18 protein-coding genes are annotated in these 18,495 nt (G+C 66.8%); 13 read left to right on the plus strand and 5 right to left on the minus strand.

Annotation, left to right across the window (positions count from 1 at the left end; genetic code table 11):
- Positions 1-32: 32 nt before the first annotated feature.
- Genes QRO93_RS12425 through QRO93_RS12460 form a run of 8 tightly spaced genes read left to right on the plus strand, consistent with a single transcriptional unit; the run spans position 33 to position 8,047 of the window.
- Complete coding sequence (locus QRO93_RS12425) at positions 33-1,121, plus strand: acetylornithine deacetylase (RefSeq protein WP_180880705.1); 1,089 nt, start codon at positions 33-35, stop codon at positions 1,119-1,121.
- A gap of 25 nt (positions 1,122-1,146) precedes the next feature.
- Positions 1,147-2,475 carry an acetylglutamate kinase gene (locus QRO93_RS12430; RefSeq protein WP_006457088.1) on the plus strand — a complete coding sequence of 443 codons (1,329 nt, stop codon included), beginning with the start codon at positions 1,147-1,149 and terminating at the stop codon, positions 2,473-2,475.
- Between the two features lie 3 nt (positions 2,476-2,478).
- Entirely contained in the window at positions 2,479-3,081 is a 603-nt protein-coding gene (locus tag QRO93_RS12435) for a GNAT family N-acetyltransferase (protein ID WP_285304240.1), read from the plus strand.
- Complete coding sequence (gene argC / locus QRO93_RS12440) at positions 3,078-4,031, plus strand: N-acetyl-gamma-glutamyl-phosphate reductase (protein WP_180880702.1); 954 nt, start codon at positions 3,078-3,080, stop codon at positions 4,029-4,031. The genes QRO93_RS12435 and argC overlap by 4 nt, the downstream gene beginning before the upstream one ends.
- Positions 4,032-4,051: 20 nt before the next feature.
- Positions 4,052-5,347 (plus strand): argininosuccinate lyase, encoded by a 1,296-nt coding sequence (gene argH, locus QRO93_RS12445; protein ID WP_180880701.1) that lies wholly within the window; start codon positions 4,052-4,054, stop codon positions 5,345-5,347.
- Positions 5,347-5,610, plus strand: coding sequence for a YciI family protein (locus QRO93_RS12450; protein WP_180880700.1), 264 nt, complete (start codon positions 5,347-5,349; stop codon positions 5,608-5,610). The genes argH and QRO93_RS12450 overlap by 1 nt, the downstream gene beginning before the upstream one ends.
- An 11-nt stretch (positions 5,611-5,621) precedes the next feature.
- Positions 5,622-6,779 (plus strand): glutamate 5-kinase, encoded by a 1,158-nt coding sequence (gene proB, locus QRO93_RS12455; protein ID WP_180880699.1) that lies wholly within the window; start codon positions 5,622-5,624, stop codon positions 6,777-6,779.
- Entirely contained in the window at positions 6,776-8,047 is a 1,272-nt protein-coding gene (locus QRO93_RS12460; RefSeq protein ID WP_180880698.1) for a glutamate-5-semialdehyde dehydrogenase, read from the plus strand. The genes proB and QRO93_RS12460 overlap by 4 nt, the downstream gene beginning before the upstream one ends.
- A gap of 108 nt (positions 8,048-8,155) precedes the next feature.
- Here the strand turns inward: QRO93_RS12460 and pgaD are convergent, their stop codons facing one another.
- The 5 genes from pgaD to QRO93_RS12485 form a co-directional block, all read right to left on the minus strand.
- Entirely contained in the window at positions 8,156-8,626 is a 471-nt protein-coding gene (gene pgaD, locus QRO93_RS12465; RefSeq protein ID WP_049458286.1) for a poly-beta-1,6-N-acetyl-D-glucosamine biosynthesis protein PgaD, read from the minus strand.
- Positions 8,623-9,879: a poly-beta-1,6-N-acetyl-D-glucosamine synthase gene (pgaC, locus tag QRO93_RS12470; RefSeq protein ID WP_180880697.1), complete on the minus strand. Its 1,257-nt coding sequence runs from the start codon at positions 9,877-9,879 to the stop codon at positions 8,623-8,625. Before pgaC ends, pgaD begins: the two co-directional genes overlap by 4 nt.
- Position 9,880: 1 nt before the next feature.
- Positions 9,881-11,767 carry a poly-beta-1,6-N-acetyl-D-glucosamine N-deacetylase PgaB gene (gene pgaB / locus QRO93_RS12475; protein WP_180880696.1) on the minus strand — a complete coding sequence of 629 codons (1,887 nt, stop codon included), beginning with the start codon at positions 11,765-11,767 and terminating at the stop codon, positions 9,881-9,883.
- 1 nt (position 11,768) lies between these two features.
- Positions 11,769-13,796 carry a poly-beta-1,6 N-acetyl-D-glucosamine export porin PgaA gene (gene pgaA / locus QRO93_RS12480; RefSeq protein WP_180880695.1) on the minus strand — a complete coding sequence of 676 codons (2,028 nt, stop codon included), beginning with the start codon at positions 13,794-13,796 and terminating at the stop codon, positions 11,769-11,771.
- Between the two features lie 341 nt (positions 13,797-14,137).
- Complete coding sequence (locus tag QRO93_RS12485) at positions 14,138-15,343, minus strand: MFS transporter (RefSeq protein WP_053511418.1); 1,206 nt, start codon at positions 15,341-15,343, stop codon at positions 14,138-14,140.
- Positions 15,344-15,666: 323 nt separating this feature from the next.
- Between QRO93_RS12485 and QRO93_RS12490 the strand changes: the two genes are divergently transcribed.
- Genes QRO93_RS12490 through QRO93_RS12510 form a run of 5 tightly spaced genes read left to right on the plus strand, consistent with a single transcriptional unit; the run spans position 15,667 to position 18,450 of the window.
- A complete protein-coding gene (locus tag QRO93_RS12490; RefSeq protein WP_285304241.1) occupies positions 15,667-16,089 on the plus strand; it encodes a PAAR domain-containing protein in 423 nt (140 codons plus the stop codon).
- Positions 16,090-16,560 carry a DUF4123 domain-containing protein gene (locus QRO93_RS12495; RefSeq protein WP_180880691.1) on the plus strand — a complete coding sequence of 157 codons (471 nt, stop codon included), beginning with the start codon at positions 16,090-16,092 and terminating at the stop codon, positions 16,558-16,560. It abuts the gene before it with no gap.
- Positions 16,560-16,895: a hypothetical protein gene (locus QRO93_RS12500; protein WP_180880689.1), complete on the plus strand. Its 336-nt coding sequence runs from the start codon at positions 16,560-16,562 to the stop codon at positions 16,893-16,895. Before QRO93_RS12495 ends, QRO93_RS12500 begins: the two co-directional genes overlap by 1 nt.
- A gap of 8 nt (positions 16,896-16,903) precedes the next feature.
- Positions 16,904-17,704, plus strand: coding sequence for a Tox-REase-5 domain-containing protein (locus QRO93_RS12505; protein ID WP_285304242.1), 801 nt, complete (start codon positions 16,904-16,906; stop codon positions 17,702-17,704).
- On the plus strand, positions 17,701-18,450 hold the full coding sequence (locus QRO93_RS12510) for an Imm52 family immunity protein (protein WP_006479416.1): 750 nt from the start codon (positions 17,701-17,703) through the stop codon (positions 18,448-18,450). The genes QRO93_RS12505 and QRO93_RS12510 overlap by 4 nt, the downstream gene beginning before the upstream one ends.
- Positions 18,451-18,495 lie beyond the last annotated feature (45 nt).

The following is an 18,495-nucleotide window of genomic DNA, read 5'->3' on the forward strand; positions in this document are numbered from 1 at the left end:
CCCCCGCCCCCCACTACCAGGATTGTTGATTCATGCTTGAACAGACGCTCGATCACCTGCAGGCCCTGGTGTCCTTCGACACCCGCAACCCGCCGCGTGCGATCACCACCGGTGGCATCTTCGATTACCTGCGCGCGAACCTGCCCGGCTTCAACGTCGAGGTGATCGACCACGGCGCGGGCGCGGTCAGCCTGTACGCCGTGCGCGGGACGCCGAAGTACCTGTTCAACGTGCATCTGGATACCGTGCCGGACTCGCCGCACTGGAGTGCCGACCCCCATGTGATGCGGCGGCTGGACGACCGCGTGGTCGGCCTGGGCGTGTGTGACATCAAGGGCTCGGCTGCTGCGCTGGTGGCCGCGGCCAACGCCAGCGAGGGCGATGCGGCGTTCCTGTTCTCCAGCGACGAGGAAGCCAACGACCCGCGCTGCATCGCTGCGTTCCTGGCCCGTGGCCTGCCCTATGAAGCGGTGCTGGTGGCCGAGCCGACCATGAGCGAGGCGGTGCTGGCGCACCGTGGCATCAGCTCGGTGCTGATGCAGTTCGCCGGCCGTGCCGGCCATGCCTCGGGCAAGCAGGATGCGGCCGCAAGTGCATTGCACCAGGCCATGCGTTGGGGCAACCGCGCGCTGGACCATGTGGAATCGCTGGCCTCGGCCCGCTTCGGCGGGCTGACCGGCCTGCGCTTCAACATCGGCCGTGTCGAGGGCGGGATCAAGGCCAACATGATTGCGCCAGCCGCTGAAGTGCGGTTCGGTTTCCGTCCGCTGCCGTCGATGGATATCGACGGCCTGCTGGCGACCTTTGCCGGCTTCGCCGAACCGCAAGCCGCACTGTTCACCGAAACCTTCCGTGGCCCCAGCCTGCCGGCCGGTGACATCGCCGAGGCCGAGAACCGCCGCCTGCTGGCACGCGACGTGGCCGATGCGCTGGAACTGCCGATCGGCAACGCGGTGGACTTCTGGACCGAGGCCTCGCTGTTCTCCGCCGCCGGTTACACCACCCTGGTGTTTGGCCCGGGTGACATCGCCCAGGCCCACACCGCCGATGAGTTCGTGACGCTGGACCAGCTGCAGCGCTACACCGACGCCGTGCACCGCATCATCGCCGCCGGCGCCTGATTCTTCCCTTTCCGACGAAACCGAAATGTCTCCTGCCCTCCAGCCTCACCGCCAGACCCGCCAGACCATCGTGCGCCTGCTTTCCAGCATGGCCAGCGCGAAGGAGATCAGCCAGTACCTCAAGCGCTTTTCGCAGCTGGATGCCAAGCGCTTCGCCGTGGTCAAGGTCGGCGGCGCGGTGCTGCGCGATGATCTCGACGCGCTGACCTCCTCGCTGTCGTTCCTGCAGGAAGTCGGGCTGACCCCGATCGTGCTGCACGGCGCTGGCCCGCAGCTGGATGCCGAGCTGTCTGCCGCCGGCATCGAGAAGCAGACCGTCAACGGTCTGCGCGTGACCTCGCCGGAAGCGCTGGCGATCGTGCGCCGGGTGTTCCAGCAGTCCAATCTGCGCCTGGTCGAAGCTCTTCAACAGAACGGCGCGCGCGCCACCTCGATCACCGGTGGCGTGTTCGAGGCCGAATACCTGGACGTGGACACCTACGGCCTGGTCGGCGAGGTGAAGAAGGTCAACCTGGCGCCGATCGAAGCCAGCCTGCGTGCCGGCTCGATTCCGGTCATCACCAGCCTGGGCGAGACCGCCGGTGGCCAGATCCTCAACGTCAATGCCGATTTCGCCGCCAACGAGCTGGTGCAGGAGCTGCAGCCGTACAAGATCATCTTCCTGACCGGTACCGGCGGCCTGCTGGACGAGGCCGGCAACGTGATCGATTCGATCAACCTGTCCACCGAGTACGACCACCTGATCGCGCAGCCATGGATCCACGGTGGCATGAAGGTGAAGATCGAACAGATCAAGGATCTGCTCGACCGCCTGCCGCTGGAGTCGTCGGTGTCGATCACCCGTCCGGCCGACCTGGCCAAGGAACTGTTCACCCACAAGGGCTCGGGCACGCTGGTGCGCAAGGGCGAGAAGGTGCTGCGCGCCACCGCATGGGAGCAACTGGACCTGCCGCGCCTGAAGCAGCTGATCGAATCCAGCTTCGGCCGCACCCTGGTGCCAGACTATTTCGAGAAGACCAGGCTGCTGCGCGCCTACGTCAGCGAGAACTACCGTACTGCGGTCATCCTCACCGATGAAGCCGAAGGCGTGTACCTGGACAAGTTCGCCGTGCTCGACGATGCGCAGGGCGAAGGCCTGGGCCGCGCGGTCTGGAACGTGATGCTGGAAGAAACGCCGCAGCTGTTCTGGCGCTCGCGCCACGGCAATCCGATCAACCATTTCTACTACGCTGAGTCGGACGGCTGCTACAAGCAGGATCACTGGAAGGTGTTCTGGTTCGGCGCCGATGGCATCGATCGCATCAAGACCTATGTCGATCACTGTGCCCAGCGCACCCCGAGCCTGCAGGGCTGAGCGATGAACAACCCGGACGCCTGGAACACGGTCCCCACACTGCGCGGGCAGCACGTACTGCTGCAGCCGCTGCAGCTTGAGCACGTCCCCGGCCTGCGTGCCGCGCTGGAAGGCAGCGGCCTCGACCAGCTCTGGTACACCCAGGTGCCGTCGCCGGAGCAGGCCGAGGCCTATGTGCAGGCCGCACTGCAGGCGCAGGCCGAAGGCAAGGGGCTGCCGTTCGTGATCCGCGATGCCGCCGGTGACATCATCGGCAGCACCCGTTTCTACGACATGGACGCCAGCGTGCCCAAGCTCAGTCTCGGCTACACCTGGTACACGCCGCGCGCGCAGCGCACCGGCGCCAATACCGAAGCCAAGCTGTTGCTGCTGCAGCACGCCTTCGAAGTGCTGGGCTGCATCAGCGTGGTGCTGGAAACCAGCTGGTTCAACGCCACCTCGCGCACCGCCATCGCCCGCCTCGGCGCCAAGCAGGATGGCGTGCTGCGCAACCACAAGCGGCATGCCGATGGCACGCCGCGCGATACCGTCATCTTCTCCATCATCGACGCGGAATGGCAGGGCGTGAAGCGCCACCTGCAGTACCGCCTGGACCGTCACGCATGAACGATTCGACTTTCACCCTGGGCATCGTCGGTGCCCGCGGCCATACCGGCGCCGAGCTGATCAAGCTGGTGGCCGCACACCCGCGCCTGAAACTGGCCTTCGTGTCCTCGCGCGAGCGCGCCGGGCAGCGCCTGTCGGACCATCACCCGGAGTTCCAGGGCGATCTGCAGTACGAGAGCCTGGATGCTGACGCGGTGGCCGCCAAGGGCGTGGACGCGGTGATCCTGGCCCTGCCCAATGGCCTGGCCGCACCGTTCGTGGCTGCGCTGGAAGCGGCCAGGCCGGAGACCGTCATCGTCGATCTCTCGGCCGATTACCGCTTCGACAACAGCTGGTACTACGGTCTGCCGGAGCTGACCCGCAACCGCTACAACGGCCAGAAGCACATCAGCAACCCGGGCTGCTATGCCACCGCGATGCAGCTGGCGGTGCACCCGCTGCTGGACCTGCTGGCCGGCCCGCCGCAGTGCTTCGGCGTCTCCGGTTACTCCGGTGCCGGTACCACGCCGTCGGACAAGAACAACGTCGAGCTGCTGGCCGACAACCTGATGCCGTATGCGCTGACCAATCACGTGCACGAGCGCGAGGTGTCGGTACAGCTGGGCGTGGCTGTCGAGTTCATGCCGCACGTCGCGCCGCATTTCCGTGGCATCACGCTCACCGCCAACCTGTGGTTGAACCGCGTGCAGACCCGCGAGCAGATCGTCGAGCGCTTCCAGCAGGCCTATGCGGGCGAGCCGCTGATCGAAGTGGTGGATGAAGCGCCGTGGGTCAGCCGCATTGCCGGTCGTCATGGCGCCCAGGTCGGTGGCTTCACCCTGGCCCCGGGCGGCAAGCGGGTGGTCGTGGTTGCGACCCTGGACAACCTGCTGAAGGGCGCGGCTACCCAGGCCATGCAGAACCTCAACCTCGCGCTGGGCATCGACGAACTGACGTCGATCCCGCACTGAACACGCATTCCGGAGCCCCCATGGCAGACCTTCTTTGGCAGAAGCCCGGCGTCGCCGTCGACGCCCAGATCCAGACCTTCCTCGCCGGCGACGACGTGATCCTCGACCGCGAGTTCTTCCTGCACGACATCGCCGCCAGCGCCGCGCATGCGCAGGGCCTGCAGCACATCGGCATCCTCAGCACCGACGAACTGGCCGGCCTGCTGCGCGAACTGGAGGTGCTGGCGCAGGACTTCGGCGACGGCCGTTTCGTGCTGGACACGCAGTATGAAGACGGTCACTCGGCAATCGAAGCACGGCTGACCGAACGCCTTGGCGACGCGGGCCGCAAGATCCACACCGGCCGCAGCCGCAATGACCAGATCCTGGTCGCCACCCGGCTGTGGCTGAAGGAGAAGCTGCAGCGCGTGGCCCAGCTCAGCGCCGAAGTGGCCAAGGTCGCGCTGGACCGTGCCCAGGCCGAGAAGGATCTGCCGATCCCCGGCTACACCCACATCCAGCGTGCCGTGGTGTCCTCGGCCGGCATGTGGTGGGCCGGCTGGGCCGAGGCCTTCATCGACAACGCCATCCGCGCCCGCGACACGCATGCGCTGGTGGATGCCAATCCGCTTGGCACCGCTGCCGGCTACGGCGTGAACCTGCCGCTGGACCGTGAACACACCACCGCCGCGCTCGGCTTTGCGCGCATGCAGATCTCGCCGATCTACGCGCAGCTGTCGCGCGGCAAGTTCGAACTGGCCGCGCTGGAAGCGCTGGGCGGCGCCACGCTGGACCTGCGCCGCATCGCCTGGGACCTGTCGCTGTTCACCAGCGCCGAATTCGGCTTCGTCGCATTGCCGGCGCAGTACACCACCGGCAGTTCGATCATGCCCAACAAGCGCAATCCGGACGTGATCGAGCTGATGCGCGCGACCCACGCCAGCGTCGCCGCCGCGCGTACCGAGATCGAGCAGCTGCTGTCGCTGCCGTCGGGCTATCACCGCGACCTGCAGTCGTCCAAGGGCGCCATCTTCCATGGCTTCGGCCGCGGCCTGTCCGCGCTGGAACTGCTGCCGGCGCTGCTGGCCAACCTGGAATGGCGCGACGACAAGGTTCGCGCGGCGATCGACTCGGGCATGTACGCCACCGATGTGGCGGTGGAAGCGGCGGTGGCCGGCGTGCCGTTCCGCGAAGCCTACAAGGCCGCGGCGGCAGGCGCCGACAGTGCGGGGCAGGGCCGTACGCCGGAAGGCAGCCTGGCCGCACGCGTGTCGCCGGGCTCGGCCGCCGACCTGCGCCTGGATGAGCTGCGCGCGCGCTGGCAGGCGCTGGCCTGATGGCGGGCACCGTCTACCTGGTACTGGCCATGCGCCGGCCCGATTTCAACGCCGCCGCCGTGCAGCCGCACCGTGACTTCCTCGATGCGCTGCAGGCGCAGGGCAAGCTGCAGCTGACCGGCGGCTTCGCCGATGGCAGCGGTGGCGCCTATGTGCTGTGCAATGTCGAGAGCCTGGCGCAGGCGCAGGCCATCGTCGCCACCGATCCGCTGGTGACGATGCAGGCCTCTGACCTGACCGTGCACGAATGGACTACCCGCTGAGGCCCTGACCGATGACCCTGCACGCCGCCGCCGTTGCCTCGCCGTTCCCGGAACAGGCGTTGCCGCCCTGGCGGCGCGCGGTGCTGAAAGTCGGCAGCAGCCTGCTGGCCGCCGATGGCGGCGGCCTGTCGCCACGCCACGCGCTGGGCCTGGCCCAGTTCGTTTCGGCCAACGTGCTGGCCGGGCGCGAGGTGGTGATCGTGTCGTCCGGCGCGGTTGCGGCGGGGCGCGCGATCCTGCCGCGTGCTGATGAACCCGGCGCGGCGATGGCGGCGCGGCAGGCGTTGGCCGCGCTTGGCCAGGCCCAGCTGATCGGGCTCTGGCAGCGCTTCTTCGAACGCCCGGTGGCGCAGGTGCTGTTGACCCACGACGACCTGCGCAACCGCCGTCGCTACCTCAACGCACGTGCCACGCTCAGCGAACTGTTGCGGCTGGGTGCACTGCCGGTGGTCAACGAGAACGACACCGTGTCGGTGGACGAACTCAAGCTCGGGGACAACGACAATCTGGCTGCCACGGTCGCCGCGCTGGTCGATGCCGATGCACTGTTCATCGCCACCGACATCGATGGCCTGTACAGCGCCGACCCGCGCACGGCCGCCGACGCACGGCCGCTGCACGACGTGCCCGAACTGGATGAGGCGGTGCTGGCCATGGCCGGTGGCGCCGGGTCGCGTGCCGGCACCGGTGGCATGCGCACCAAGCTGGAGGCAGCGGCGAAAGCCGGCCGGCTCGGCATCGAGACTTACCTGTTCAATGGCCGCAGCGGTGACGTGGTGCGTGCACTGGCGCAGGATCGCCTGTATGGCACCCGCATCCACGCCGCGCGCAGCCGCGAGGCGGCCCGCAAGCACTGGTTGAGGCATGCGCCGCTGGCCGAGGGCGCGATCATCATCGATGCCGGTGCGGCACAGGCGATGCGCGAGAAGGGCGCTTCGCTGCTGCCCGGTGGCATCACCGGTGCAGAGGGTGCGTTCCGTCGCGGCGACATGGTGCAGGTGTGCTGGAACGCCCCGCAGGGCCGTGTCTGCGTCGCCCGCGGCGTCAGCCAGTACGCGGCCGACGATGTGCGCAGGATCGCCGGCCGCCATTCTCGCGACATCCAGGCCCTGCTCGGCTACAACTACGGCGGCAGCGTTGTTCACCGCGACGACCTGGTGCTGCCATGACCGGATTGAAGGACACCCCGATGAGCGGAATCGAAACGCAGGCGCGCGCCTGCCGTGACGCAGCCCTGGTTGTTGCCGGCCTCGATAGTGCGGCGCGCCGTTCCCTGCTGCTGGCGATGGCCCAGGCACTGGAAGTGAATGCCGGGCTGATCCTGGCCGGTAACGCGCGCGACCTCGCCGCTGCGCGCGGGAAGGGCGTGGGCACTGCCATGCTCGATCGCCTGGCATTGGATCCGTCGCGCCTGTTCGCGATGGCCGAAGCCGTGCGCGAAGTGGCCGGGCTACCGGACCCGGTCGGCCAGGTGACCCGTGACGACGTGCGCCCGAACGGCATCCGCGTGCAGAAGGTGCGGGTGCCGCTGGGCGTGATCGCGATGATCTACGAGGCACGCCCGAACGTGACCGCCGAAGCCGCCGCCCTGTGCCTGAAGGCCGGCAATGGCGTGATCCTGCGCGGCGGTTCCGAGGCGATCCATTCCAACACCGCCATCGCCCACGCGCTGGCCGGTGCCTTGCAGGCCAACGGCGTACCGCCGGCGGCGGTGACCGTGCTGACCGATCTGCGCCGTGAAGCGATGCTGGAGCTGCTGCAGCTGCATGAGCTGATCGACCTGGCCATTCCGCGTGGCGGCGAAGGCCTGATCCGTTTCGTCGCCGAGCATGCGCGGGTGCCGGTGATCAAGCACTACAAGGGCGTCTGCCATCTGTTCGTGGACGCCAGTGCAGACCTGGACAAGGCCATCGATCTGCTGGTGGATGGTAAGTGCAGCCGCCCGGCCGCCTGCAATTCACTGGAGACGCTGCTGGTGCACGGCGACGTGGCCGATGCATTCCTGCCACGCGTGGCACGGGCGCTGGGCGAGCGCGGTGTGCAACTGCGTGCGGACGAGCGTGCCCAGCCGCAGTTGCCGGGCAGCCGCGCCGCCACCGACGAGGATTACGCCGCCGAGTTCCTCGACCTGGTGCTGGCGGTACGCGTGGTCGACGATCTGGATGCGGCGATCGCCCACATCCGCCGCTACACCTCCGACCATACCGAAGTGATTGCCACCGAAGACAGCGGCAATGCAGAGCGCTTCGTCAACGCGCTGCGCTCGGCGGTGTTGATGGTCAATGCCTCCTCGCGCTTTTCCGACGGCGGCCAGCTCGGCCTGGGCAGCGAGATCGGCATTTCCACCACGCGCCTGCATGCCTATGGCCCGATGGGCCTGGAAGCGCTCACCGTCGAGCGCTTCGTCGTGCGCGGCGAAGGGCAGACGCGCAAGTAGATCCACGCCATGCGTGGATGCTCTTCGCGGTAAACCCCGGTGCCGACCCACGTTGGCACCCACCAGGCCCAAGCGCCGACCAGGGCCGGCACCTGATGGGCAGCGGGGTTACACCACCTCGCGGCGGATGCCGACCGGCCGTGCATGCTCATCCATGTGCAGCGTGGCGGCCTTGCATCCCATCAGGCGTTCGGCCAGGCCGGTGCTGGCGCCCAGATCCGCCGCCACCTCGTTGAGGCTGGCCAGCGGGCGTGGCAGGCGCCGGTCGTGGCCGCGGAAGCGTGCACGGTTGTACTCGGCCCAGCCGATCAGCAGCACGCTGGCGCACAGCAGCATCAGCGGCAACGCCACCAGCACGTACGGATCGAGCTGGTTCTGCCGCTCATACAGCTGCTGCCACGCCAGCTGGCCGCCAATCAGCCACGACAGCAGGGTTACCAGCGGCGCCCACAGGTAGAAGTAGAAGCCCCAGAATGCCAGGGTGACGAAGCCCCAGGCCGTGCGCTGGAAGCGAGGCTGGCGATGCGGCTTGCGGATCGTCCGCGAGTCGAAGCGGTTGGATGGGCGTTGTGCGTTCATCGGATTCCCCGGTCAGGGCTGGTCCAGGTGGCGCGATTGCGGCGACGGCGCAGCAGCGTCTTCGGCAGCGCCACCAGGGTGGTGGAAAGGCTGATCAGCCAGTACGCCATCGGGTACCAGATGACCCAGAAATAGTTGCGTCCAATCTGTGTTTCGTAGCGCCGGTCGATGATCAGGCTGCTGGCGAACTGCAGCAGGCAGACCAGCGCCAGGATCACGCCATGCCATTCCGGCAACAGGCTGACGATGTGCAGCTGCGGGGGCAGCTCGATGAACTTTCCCAATGCCCACAGCAGCACGATGAACAGCATGGTGTAGGCCCACACCACGCTCAGCACATACTCCAGCAGCACCCCCCACATGCGCCGTTCCTTCCAGTGCAGCAGCGACCGCGCATGCCGCAGCATCACTTCCACGCCGCCCTGCGCCCAGCGCAGCCGCTGCCGCCACAGGCCCTTCAATGTTTCCGGCATCAGGATGAAGCACAGCGCGTTCGGCTCGTAGCGGATGTCCCAGTGCGCGTGTTGCAGGCGCCAGCTGATGTCGATGTCCTCGGTGACCATGTCATCCGACCACCAGCCGACCTGGTGCAGGGCGGTACGACGGAAGCCGGCGATTACCCCGGAGATGGTGAAGATGCGCCCGTACACGCGCTGTGCGCGCTTGATCATGCCGATGATCGATGAGAATTCGGCCACCTGCAGGCGACCGAGCAGGGTCGAACGGTTGCGGATGCGGGGATTGCCGGTCACTGCACCGACCCGGCTGCCACTGGCAAGGTGCCAGACCATCCAGTGCAACGCGTGCTCTTCCAGCATCGCGTCGCCGTCGATGCACACCAGGTACTCCGAGCGCGCCGCCAGCGCCCCCATGCGCAGCGCATTGGCCTTGCCCAGGTTGCGGTCCAGGTGCAGCACGCGCAGCCGTGGGTGCCGGGCCGCCAGAGCGTCCAGGCGAATGCCGGTGTCGTCGCTGCTGCCGTCGTCGATGGCGATCACCTCATAGTCGGCCGGATAACGCTGTGCAAGCGCCGCGCCGAGCGTGTCGTCCAGGTTCTCCGATTCGTTGTGGCAGGGGATCAGCAGGGTCGCGAACGGAGGGTCGACCATCAGGGGTGGATCGTTGCGCGGGCGTGAGTGGCGCTCGCGCCGGAAGTAGTAGTAGAGCCCGCCGGACATCCAGAAGAACGCCATCACCATCGGGTAGTAGAAGGCGAACTGGAACAGGATCAGCAGCATGGGATGCATGTCCATGTCACTTCTCCGGGTACGGGAAGTTGCCGGCGGACATCGCCGCACGGGCATCGTGGGTGGAGGGCTGGTCGGCGATGAAGTCGTCCGGGTACCAGGCGAAGTGGTGCACGCCCTGCGCCTGCAGCTGGCGGATCTGCGCGCGCAGGCGCTCGGCGGGAATCGGCTGGCCGCTGTTCCAGTCGACGGTCTGCAGCTCGAACAGGGTGTGCTGCAGCTGGGGGTCGTGGCTGCGTACGGCGGCCAGCAGCTGGTCCAGCCAGCGCTCCGGGTGCTTGCTGCCTTCCATCCACGGCATCGCCATCAGCGCAGTCTGGTCGTAGGCCTTGTTGAACAGGTCCAGGCGTTGAGCGAACCAGGCTTCGCTCTGCGGGCGCAGTACGGGCTCGGCATACAGGTTGCGTACCGTTGCCAGCTTAGGTCGCCAGCGCTGGGCGCTGTCACGCAGGGCCAGGGTGAAGTCGATCAGCGCATGGGTGCGCGCGCTGCCGCCGTCGCCGGAGGGCAGTGCGGGCAGTTCGGTGTCGCGCAGGTAGCCATCGTCGTGGAACAGCAGGCCTTCGAAGTACGAGTTGACCGCCAGGTCCTCGTAGATGTCGAGCATGATCTGGCGCGCTTTTGGATTGGTGAAATCCAACCGGTACATGCCGTCGGCATCGCCGTTGCGGATTGCCAGTGCCTTGCGCAGCACCGGATCGGGTAGCTCGAAGCCGAGCACCGGCAGCCACGCGTAGACCTTCACCCCGGCGCGCGATTTCAGCTGCCACGCGACGCGGCTGAACAGGTCCGCGCGCATCGGCATGTGGCGGTTGGGGAAGTACAGCGCATCGGCGGTGTTGTTGCCGTCCGGGTCGGCGAACGCCTGCAGGTAGACGTGGGTCGGCGCGATGCGCTTGACCCGCTCGATCAGTGCATCGAGATTGCGCGCCTGCTGTGCAGGATCGGGGTCATATACATCGTCCAGGTCGATCTGCAGCGCGCGGATGCCATCCAGCGCGACGTCACGGCGCAGTTCGTAGGCCAGGCCCTCCACGGTCGGATTGTCACTGACCAGGAAGCGTGCCAGCCCGTGCAGGTCGCTGGCCACCGGGGTGCTGCGGCCTTCCAGATCGAATGAAACCGGCATGCCCAGCTGCTCGGCGATGTCGTTGCTCAGCTGGTTGTAGGCGGCATACGGCCAGACAATGGCCCGTGGGCGTACGCCCAGGTGCTGCTCGATACGCTGCACGCTGCGCGAGAGGTCGGCACGCAGGCGTTGTTCATACTGGGCTTCGCTTTCGTAGCTGTGGGTGGCCGGGCTGTAGACGCGGGTCACCACCGCTGGAGTGGAGTTGCCCTGCGGATTGGCGAGCACGCCGTGATGCAGGTCATCGGTGTGGCTGGCCACTTCGATCAGGCCACTGTCATGCATCTGTTTCAGCTGTGCCCAGGTGACGAAGTCGTCACGCCCGAACGGGCGGTAGCCATAGTCGATGGTGCGCCCCGGCGCCATGTCCACGTAGTCGGTGATCACCGCCACCAGCGCCGGATAGCGGTAGGCCTGGAGCAGGGGGAAGGCCTTGTCATAGACACTGCGCAGGCCGTCGTCGAAGGTCAGCAGCACCGGCTTGGGCGGCAGCGTGGCGCGGCCCTGCGAGGCCTCGATCACCTGCGACAGCGAGACCGGGTGGTAGCCGTGTGCGCCCAGCCAGTCCAGGTGCGCGGCGAAGTTCTGCGTGCTCACCGCATAGGTATCGGCATCGCCCTTGGCGGCCACCTGGTCGCGGATGTCGTGGTAGCTGAGGATCAGCAGGCCGTTGTCGATCGCATCAAGATGCAGGGCCTGCTGGGCGAAGGCTGGCGGTGCAATGGCCAGCAACAGCAGCACGATCAGTCGCAGGATGCGGGCCATGTCAGTCTCCCCAGCGCAGTGCAGCTTCGAAGCCGATATGACGCTCGCGATGGCCGTCGTAGACCGGCCGCGACCAGCGCACGCCGTACTCGAACACGCGTCCGGGCCCCAGCTGCCATTCGTGCATGTAGGACACCGACGGCACCAGCGCACTGCCGAAGCCATCCTGCCAATAGTCGCCCAGCGAGACCGTCAGGCGGTGCCGGAAGTGGCGTTCGTAGTGCCGCCACAGCTGCTGGTCGATACGCAGGCCGATCTCGACCATGCGGTCGCGCTTCGGGTTGAAATAAGGCGCGTCGTCGCGGCTGCCGCGACTGGCGTACGCGCTTGCCAGGCCATCGACCAGCCAGCGCGGACGCGTCAGCAGCCGTTGTTCGAGGCCGGTACTGACCAGTTCGCGATGGTTGCCATCGTCGTAGCGGAAGCGGCTGGCGCCGAACATCCAGTGGGTCAGCTCGCTTCGACGGTAGTCCACCTGTGCGCTCACGCTGTCGGCAGTGATACCGGCCACGCGGGCCTGCATCGAGGCTTCCGGATCATTGCGCGCGGCTACCAGCCCGGCGTGCCAGTAATCATTGAACTGCCAGCCGACGCCTACGCGCAGGCCGGTGTCGCCGATGTGGTCATTGGCGCGCAGCGCCGCGGCTTCCGCATCCAGCCGGCCGAAGCGGTAGCGCACGCCGGCCCCCAGCCAGAGCGGGTCGATGCGCTGGTCCTGGAAGTCGATCGAGCGGCGGTCGGCGAAGGCGAACAACCGCCAGCGGTCATCCAGCATCGGCGATTCGACTTCAACGCCGTAATGGCGATCGTTGTTGCCCAGTGGCGACGTGCCGCCGCCTCCCGAGCTGCGGCCGATGTCGGTCCATGCCTTCAGCTGCCAGCCGCGATGCGCGCGCCACGCCTGGTCCATGCGCTCGACCGCGGGTTGGGTGGGGTAGCGCGCGATCAGATCGTCGTGCAGCGGCCGTGCCAGGTCATCACGCTGCAGGGCGACGTAGGCTTCTTCCATGCCCAGGCGGGCTTCGATGTCACGTGGGTCCAGCGCATGTGCCATCTGCTGCCGCTGCAGCGCCCGGCGTGGCCAGCCGCGCATCATGTACACGCTGCCCAGCGCACTCTGCAGCCCACCGTTGCCGGGTGCGATGTCGACCATCGATTCCAGGTCGTGCTGTGCGGTGCGCAGATCGCCACTGTAGGCGCGCACCATCGCCAGGTTCAGGTCGGCCTCGTAGCGTGACCAGTTCGGGTACGGTGATTTGCCATTGCTCCAGCGCCACGCCGGCTCCTTGTCGCGCCAGGCCTGCAGCAGGTCGATGGCCTTTTCCTGCTGTTCGCTTTCCAGGTAGGCATAGGCCAGCTCCGAATGCGAGGCGTCGCGGGTCGGGTCGCCGGCCACTGCGGCCTGCAGCACCGGAATGGCTTCCTGCGGGTGCAGGGTACCCATCAGCGAATCACCCACGGCGGGCAGCACGTAGTCGGGCAGGGTGTGGCCTTCGGCCTGCAGCGCGCGTGCTTCCTCGCGCACCTGCGCATGTCGGCCCAGGCGGTTGAGCAGGATCAGCCGGTCCATGCGGATGCGCAGCGGCGCCTGCGCCGGCGGCGTGCCTTCGCCCCCCAGATAGCGCTGCATGCGGGCCAGGGTTGATTCGGCCTCCTCCAGCCGGCTGTCTTCGCTGCTGCTGTAGGCCAGGCTCCAGACCACCAGCTTGGCCAGGTAATCCCCTTCCAGGCGCTGCTTCTGGGCAGCGTCGAACAGCTGCGGGCGCTGCTGGTAGAGCTCCCAGGCCCGCCACGCGTTGCCGATGTCGCCCAGGGTCAGTACGCGCAGCTTGAACAGCAGATCGTCGTTGGGCTGCTGCTGGCTGGCGCGTTCGATCGCACCCAGCGCATCCAGCCAGCGGGCCTGGTCGCGGTAGCGGCCGATCTCGGCCAGCGCGGCCTCGCGGTCAGGCGGGGCAGCGCTGCTGGCCCAGGCCAGCGCGGTGCAGGCAAGGCCGACGCAGAGCGCCAGCCGGCGGTGGACAACCATTGGGGACCCCCTTGGCTTCCGAACCAGACAACCATGAAAACTGTGACGCACATCACATGCCAGCTTTTGGCGTGGCCGTGGCCCGCGTCACTCCCTTCGTGCATGCCGCCCAGCAAGGACGGGTACAACCCGGACAGCGACCTGCAATGTCTTGTCTGAAACGAAAGTCCCCCGCACACCGAGTGGTGTTCCGGGCGGCGGAGCCGCCCCCATGCCCGATGCCGGCACGCGGCAAGGATGGGCATTCGTGGGCACTATCCGCCGGGAATTGTCAGTCCGGCGTCAAAATGGGCGTGAAGGCTGCGCGCCTGTGGTCGGGGCCGGCAGGCGGCCCCGCAGCATCACCAGAGGTCTTCCAGTTTGCGCGGCTTGCAGGCCACCCAGGACGCGCACAGCATCAGGGTGGCGCAGCCGAACAGGAAGCTGAACGGGAGGGTCCAGCCGTCGCTGACGGTGTGCAGCCAGCCGACCAGGAAGGGCCCCAGGCAGCTGAAGCTGTAGCCCACGCCCTGCATGAAGCCGGAAAGCGCGGCCGAACCGGTGGGGGTGCGTGTGCGCAGATTGATCAGGGTCAGCGCCAGCGGGAAGGTGGATGGGCCAACGCCCAGCAGGCAGGCCCACAGCAGCGGTGCCTTCATCGGCGCCAGCAGCAGGCCGGTGAAGGCGATCACGAACGAGAAGAAGCCGATCAGCACCAGCGGGAACGGGTTCTGCAGGCGCACCGCCATTGACGGAATCACCAGCGAGGGCAGCAGGCCCAGGGCCGAGAACACCGCCACCATCACGCCACCGAAGGCGGGCGTGCCACCGGCCTCGACCACGATGCGCGGCAGCCAGGTGAACATCGAATAGGTCATCAGCGAGGTCATGCCGAACATCAGCGTCATGCTCCAGCCCAGCGAGGTGCGCCAGACCTTGCCATGCGGCTGCGCGGTCGGATCAGTGGCATCGGCCTGCGGCTTCGGTGCGCGCGTGGCCAGCACCAGCCACGGCAGCGCGGCGGCCAGCGCCAGCAGGGCCCACATGCCCAGCGACACCCGCCAGCCCGCGGCGTTGGCCACCGGCACCGCCAGCAGCGCCGGCAGCATCGTGCCCAGCTGCAGCACGCTGATGTAGAGCGTGCTCATGGTGCCGACCTTGTTGGCGAAGTAGCGCTTCACCAGCGGCGGCACCACCACGTTGCCGATGCCCATGCCGGCCAGTGCCACCACCGAACCGAGCAGCAGCGTGCCGACATTGCCGGCGCTGGAGCGCAGCAGCAGGCCGGCCATCGCCATCACCATCGCCAGCAGCGTGGTGCGCTCCAGGCCCAGGCGTCGCGCCAGTGCAGGCGTGGCCACGCCGAACAGGGCGAACGAGGCGGTCGGCAGCATGCCCAGCACACCGGTCATGGTGGTGCCGAAGCCGAACTGCTGGCCGAGCACGTCCAGCAGCGGCGTGATCGAGGTGACGGCGGTGCGCAGGTTGATCGCGGCCAGCAGGATCGCGGCGAACGCGAGGACGCGACCGTGCAGCAGCGACGGCGAATCGGAAGGGGAGGAACTCATCGGTGGTCCTTGCAGGTGTCGCATGCCGTGTCTTGGCGTGCAGCGCCGCACCGGGCTGTGCCGGCGCGGTGGGTGGGGGAAGGCCCATTGTACGTGGCTGGCGGGGTGAGGTCCCGTCGGCGCGATCTGTCGCGTTCTGCATAGCCGGGTGAGGGCGGCCAGTGCACCATGGATATGCGCCGTGATCCAGCCAACCCCTTGCGTTGCGGGCCATTGCGAGCGTTTGGCCGCGGCATGCACGCTGTGATGGACGCTGCAATGAAGTGCAGGGGATGTGGGGCGTTGCTAGGTTCGGGCCACATCCATGGGCGAAGGATTGCAGGGTGGCAAGGACGTTGATTGTGGTGGGTGATGCAACCACGGGCGGTGGCAGGGTCATCTGCGGATCGCCGGTTACCGACATCGAGGGCATGCCGGTTGCGCGGTTGGGTGACAAGGCCACCTGCCCCAAGCACCAGCGCGTGGCCACCATCGTCAGTGGCGACATCACGCTGACGTTTGAAGGCCAGCCCGTCGCACGCCATGGCGACAGGCTCTCGTGCGGCTGCTCGCTGATTGCCGGCAAGCAATCCCGCGTCTATGTGGACATGGGCGGGGGAGGTGGCGGGGCTGACGGTGTGTGGCCCGCCGCTGCTGCCTCGGATCTGGCCCCGTTGCCCGTACTGCCGCAGGCCGGCAAGCCGCCCGTGTGCGAAGCGTGCCTGCTGGCCGCCTCGCGCTCCGGCGCGACCTTCCTGGGGCGCTGAATGAACCGATACGTGATCGTCGACGCAGCGGCCTACGCCGACACGCCCAAGGCTCTGGCCTGGTACGCGCAGGACCTGCCGCACCGCGCACTGCTTGCGCGCCAGCCCGAGGCCGCTCACGCAGCCGTCGGCCCGTGGCTGCTGCAGTTGCCCGCGCAGTCCCACACCCAGGTGGATGGATGGTTGCGGGCGCTGGAACTGGACAAGCCCGTCGTGGCCTGGCTGCGCAGTGAGGCCGGCTTTGAAGCCGTGTTCCAGCACCTGGAAGCCTGCCTGGACCTGCGCCGCCCCAACGGCACGCTGGCACTGCTGCGCTACTGGGATGGCCGCGTGTTCCTGCGCTTGCAGCGGGCCTTCACGCTGCAGCAGCGCAGGCAGTTGATGGGCCCGCTGCGGCAATGGTGTTTCCAGATGCTGGGCGAGCGCTACACCCTGGATCGCGAAGCGCTGCATGCAACGGAGGCAGGCTGATGTTTGAGATTACAAAGGAACAGGAAGCCCTGCTGCGCCTGCCTGACCCCTCCACGTTCTTCCCGCTGTTGTGCCGGGAGATCCGCGAGGAGTACCCCCGTCAGGTCGGCCATCTGAGCGATGCGGCGCTGATGGACGACGTGGTGAAGAGCCATGACCACGCGGCCTATGTGCGGCGTATCACCCACCTGCCGGTGCTGGTGCGCTGGGTGAAGGCGGACGTGGCATGGGCGCGCGGTCTGCGGGCCGTCCCGGCAGCGGACATGTGGATGCGCAGCGCAAAGAACCCGAACCTAGCAGCGGCGGATCTGCTGTCGAATCTGGCAGGACACTAGGAGCAACGATGGGCACCAGAATCATCGGCCCGCGGCCCTGGCTTGGGCCCGGCATGGGAGGCGGTAACGGCAGCGTGGATGAAGACGGCAATCCGGTGGAACCCTATGGCGGGCCGACCACCGGTGACGTGGCCGATGGCATTCGCGATGTAGTGGGCGATATCCAGCAGCGGGTGCGCGGCAAAGCAAAGCCGGATGCGCGCGCTGAGCCGACGGCCAAGGCGCGGGAAGTGGACTGCTCGCAGATGCCCGACGAGACCGCGTGCAACGAGTGCCTGCTGAAGGAAGGGTTCATTGGTCCGCCCCGCACTGGGCGCTATGTCACCCGGCGCAATCTGATCAACTACGAGTACCAGCTGTACATCGCCAACCTGCGCTCGGCACCGCTGCGCTTTGGATTCATGGTGGCGGACAAGGCCGATCCGGCGCGGACGTTCTTCTCAGTGGATACGTTGTTTGATTATCTGCACCGGAAGGGCTTCTCCCGTACCGTGCAGGAGTGGCACTTCAACGCCTGTGAGTTTGACGGGTTCTGGTTGAAGGACTGCACGGTGGTGGAGGCGAAGGGGAGGTATGACCAGTTTCTGGATGAGAACGGAAAGGCGAAATACAAATTTGTGCGGCCCGGGGTCTTCGAGCCGCTAGGGTTGCAGATGACTCGACAGCGTTCCGCTATCGCGATCGCTGAGCCACAGGGAAAGCTCCTGTGGTTTTTCATGCAGCAAAAGACGATGGCAGCGGCCATGCTAATGGGCGACTTGGATCCTTCGCTCTGCAGATATGAACCCTTTCCTGGAGGTGGTGCATGATTCTTGGAGTGGAAACGAAACTCTGGACAACGCCTGTTTCAAAAACACCGGACGAGCTGCTGCGCATCGCTGTGAATTTGACCGCGCTGCTGGCCGAGGTTCACCCGCTGATGAACCGATGGTACGCGCTGCCTTCAAGTAGTAAGGAGGATTCAATTCCGCTGGATGACGAGAATGGCATCTTGGCGCAAATGGCGCAGAAGATTCAAAAAAATCGAAAGCGTTTTGGTGACTTCGAAGAGCTTGGCGCTTCTGTCATGCTGTCCAATGTTGACAATGACCGTGATTGGAAAAAGCCGGGGGTAGTGGTGCTCGGCTTGAATCCGACAACCGGTTTCAATTTCCTCAGCGTGGATGGAATTGACCCATTTGGAGTGTCACTCCCGTCCCTATTGCGCAATGCACTGACGGAAATGGTGAACGTGGTAGACCCATTCTTCGCAGCTACGGACGTCAAGGCACGATCGCCGGACAAAGGTTTGGTGGATTACCAGCTGGACCGGCGGCTTTACCAGCACAGGCGGTTCTTTGGCTGGATGGGCTTCGTGCCCGCGCAGATCGCCCACGCCCAGATACGAGACGCGCATGCCGTCCACCCGATCGATGGCCTGGGTACGGTCATCGTCTCGGTGCCGGGCATGTTTGACCCCACCGACGACGCGCAGGTGGACAAGGTGCACCGCGTCGAAATGGATCTGGCCAGCTACGATCTGTTGCCGGTGACAGATCCTAACCTCAAGGGCTGAACAGATCACCCACCTGCCGGTGCTGGTGCGCTGGGTGAAGGCGGA

The organism is Stenotrophomonas maltophilia group sp. Smal17 (assembly GCF_030237045.1).
In the GTDB taxonomy this organism is placed as follows: Bacteria; Pseudomonadota; Gammaproteobacteria; order Xanthomonadales; family Xanthomonadaceae; genus Stenotrophomonas; species Stenotrophomonas forensis.

Excerpts from the sequence above, each read along its gene's own strand:
- QRO93_RS12425 (WP_180880705.1), top strand. The coding sequence starts at position 33 with ATGCTTGAACAGACGCTCGATCACCTGCAGGCCCTGGTGTCCTTCGAC.
- QRO93_RS12430 (WP_006457088.1), top strand. The coding sequence starts at position 1,147 with ATGTCTCCTGCCCTCCAGCCTCACCGCCAGACCCGCCAGACCATCGTG.
- QRO93_RS12435 (WP_285304240.1), top strand. The coding sequence starts at position 2,479 with ATGAACAACCCGGACGCCTGGAACACGGTCCCCACACTGCGCGGGCAG.
- argC (WP_180880702.1), top strand. The coding sequence starts at position 3,078 with ATGAACGATTCGACTTTCACCCTGGGCATCGTCGGTGCCCGCGGCCAT.
- argH (WP_180880701.1), top strand. The coding sequence starts at position 4,052 with ATGGCAGACCTTCTTTGGCAGAAGCCCGGCGTCGCCGTCGACGCCCAG.
- QRO93_RS12450 (WP_180880700.1), top strand. The coding sequence starts at position 5,347 with ATGGCGGGCACCGTCTACCTGGTACTGGCCATGCGCCGGCCCGATTTC.
- proB (WP_180880699.1), top strand. The coding sequence starts at position 5,622 with ATGACCCTGCACGCCGCCGCCGTTGCCTCGCCGTTCCCGGAACAGGCG.
- QRO93_RS12460 (WP_180880698.1), top strand. The coding sequence starts at position 6,776 with ATGACCGGATTGAAGGACACCCCGATGAGCGGAATCGAAACGCAGGCG.
- pgaD (WP_049458286.1), bottom strand. The coding sequence starts at position 8,626 with ATGAACGCACAACGCCCATCCAACCGCTTCGACTCGCGGACGATCCGC.
- pgaC (WP_180880697.1), bottom strand. The coding sequence starts at position 9,879 with ATGGACATGCATCCCATGCTGCTGATCCTGTTCCAGTTCGCCTTCTAC.
- pgaB (WP_180880696.1), bottom strand. The coding sequence starts at position 11,767 with ATGGCCCGCATCCTGCGACTGATCGTGCTGCTGTTGCTGGCCATTGCA.
- pgaA (WP_180880695.1), bottom strand. The coding sequence starts at position 13,796 with ATGGTTGTCCACCGCCGGCTGGCGCTCTGCGTCGGCCTTGCCTGCACC.
- QRO93_RS12485 (WP_053511418.1), bottom strand. The coding sequence starts at position 15,343 with ATGAGTTCCTCCCCTTCCGATTCGCCGTCGCTGCTGCACGGTCGCGTC.
- QRO93_RS12495 (WP_180880691.1), top strand. The coding sequence starts at position 16,090 with ATGAACCGATACGTGATCGTCGACGCAGCGGCCTACGCCGACACGCCC.
- QRO93_RS12500 (WP_180880689.1), top strand. The coding sequence starts at position 16,560 with ATGTTTGAGATTACAAAGGAACAGGAAGCCCTGCTGCGCCTGCCTGAC.
- QRO93_RS12505 (WP_285304242.1), top strand. The coding sequence starts at position 16,904 with ATGGGCACCAGAATCATCGGCCCGCGGCCCTGGCTTGGGCCCGGCATG.
- QRO93_RS12510 (WP_006479416.1), top strand. The coding sequence starts at position 17,701 with ATGATTCTTGGAGTGGAAACGAAACTCTGGACAACGCCTGTTTCAAAA.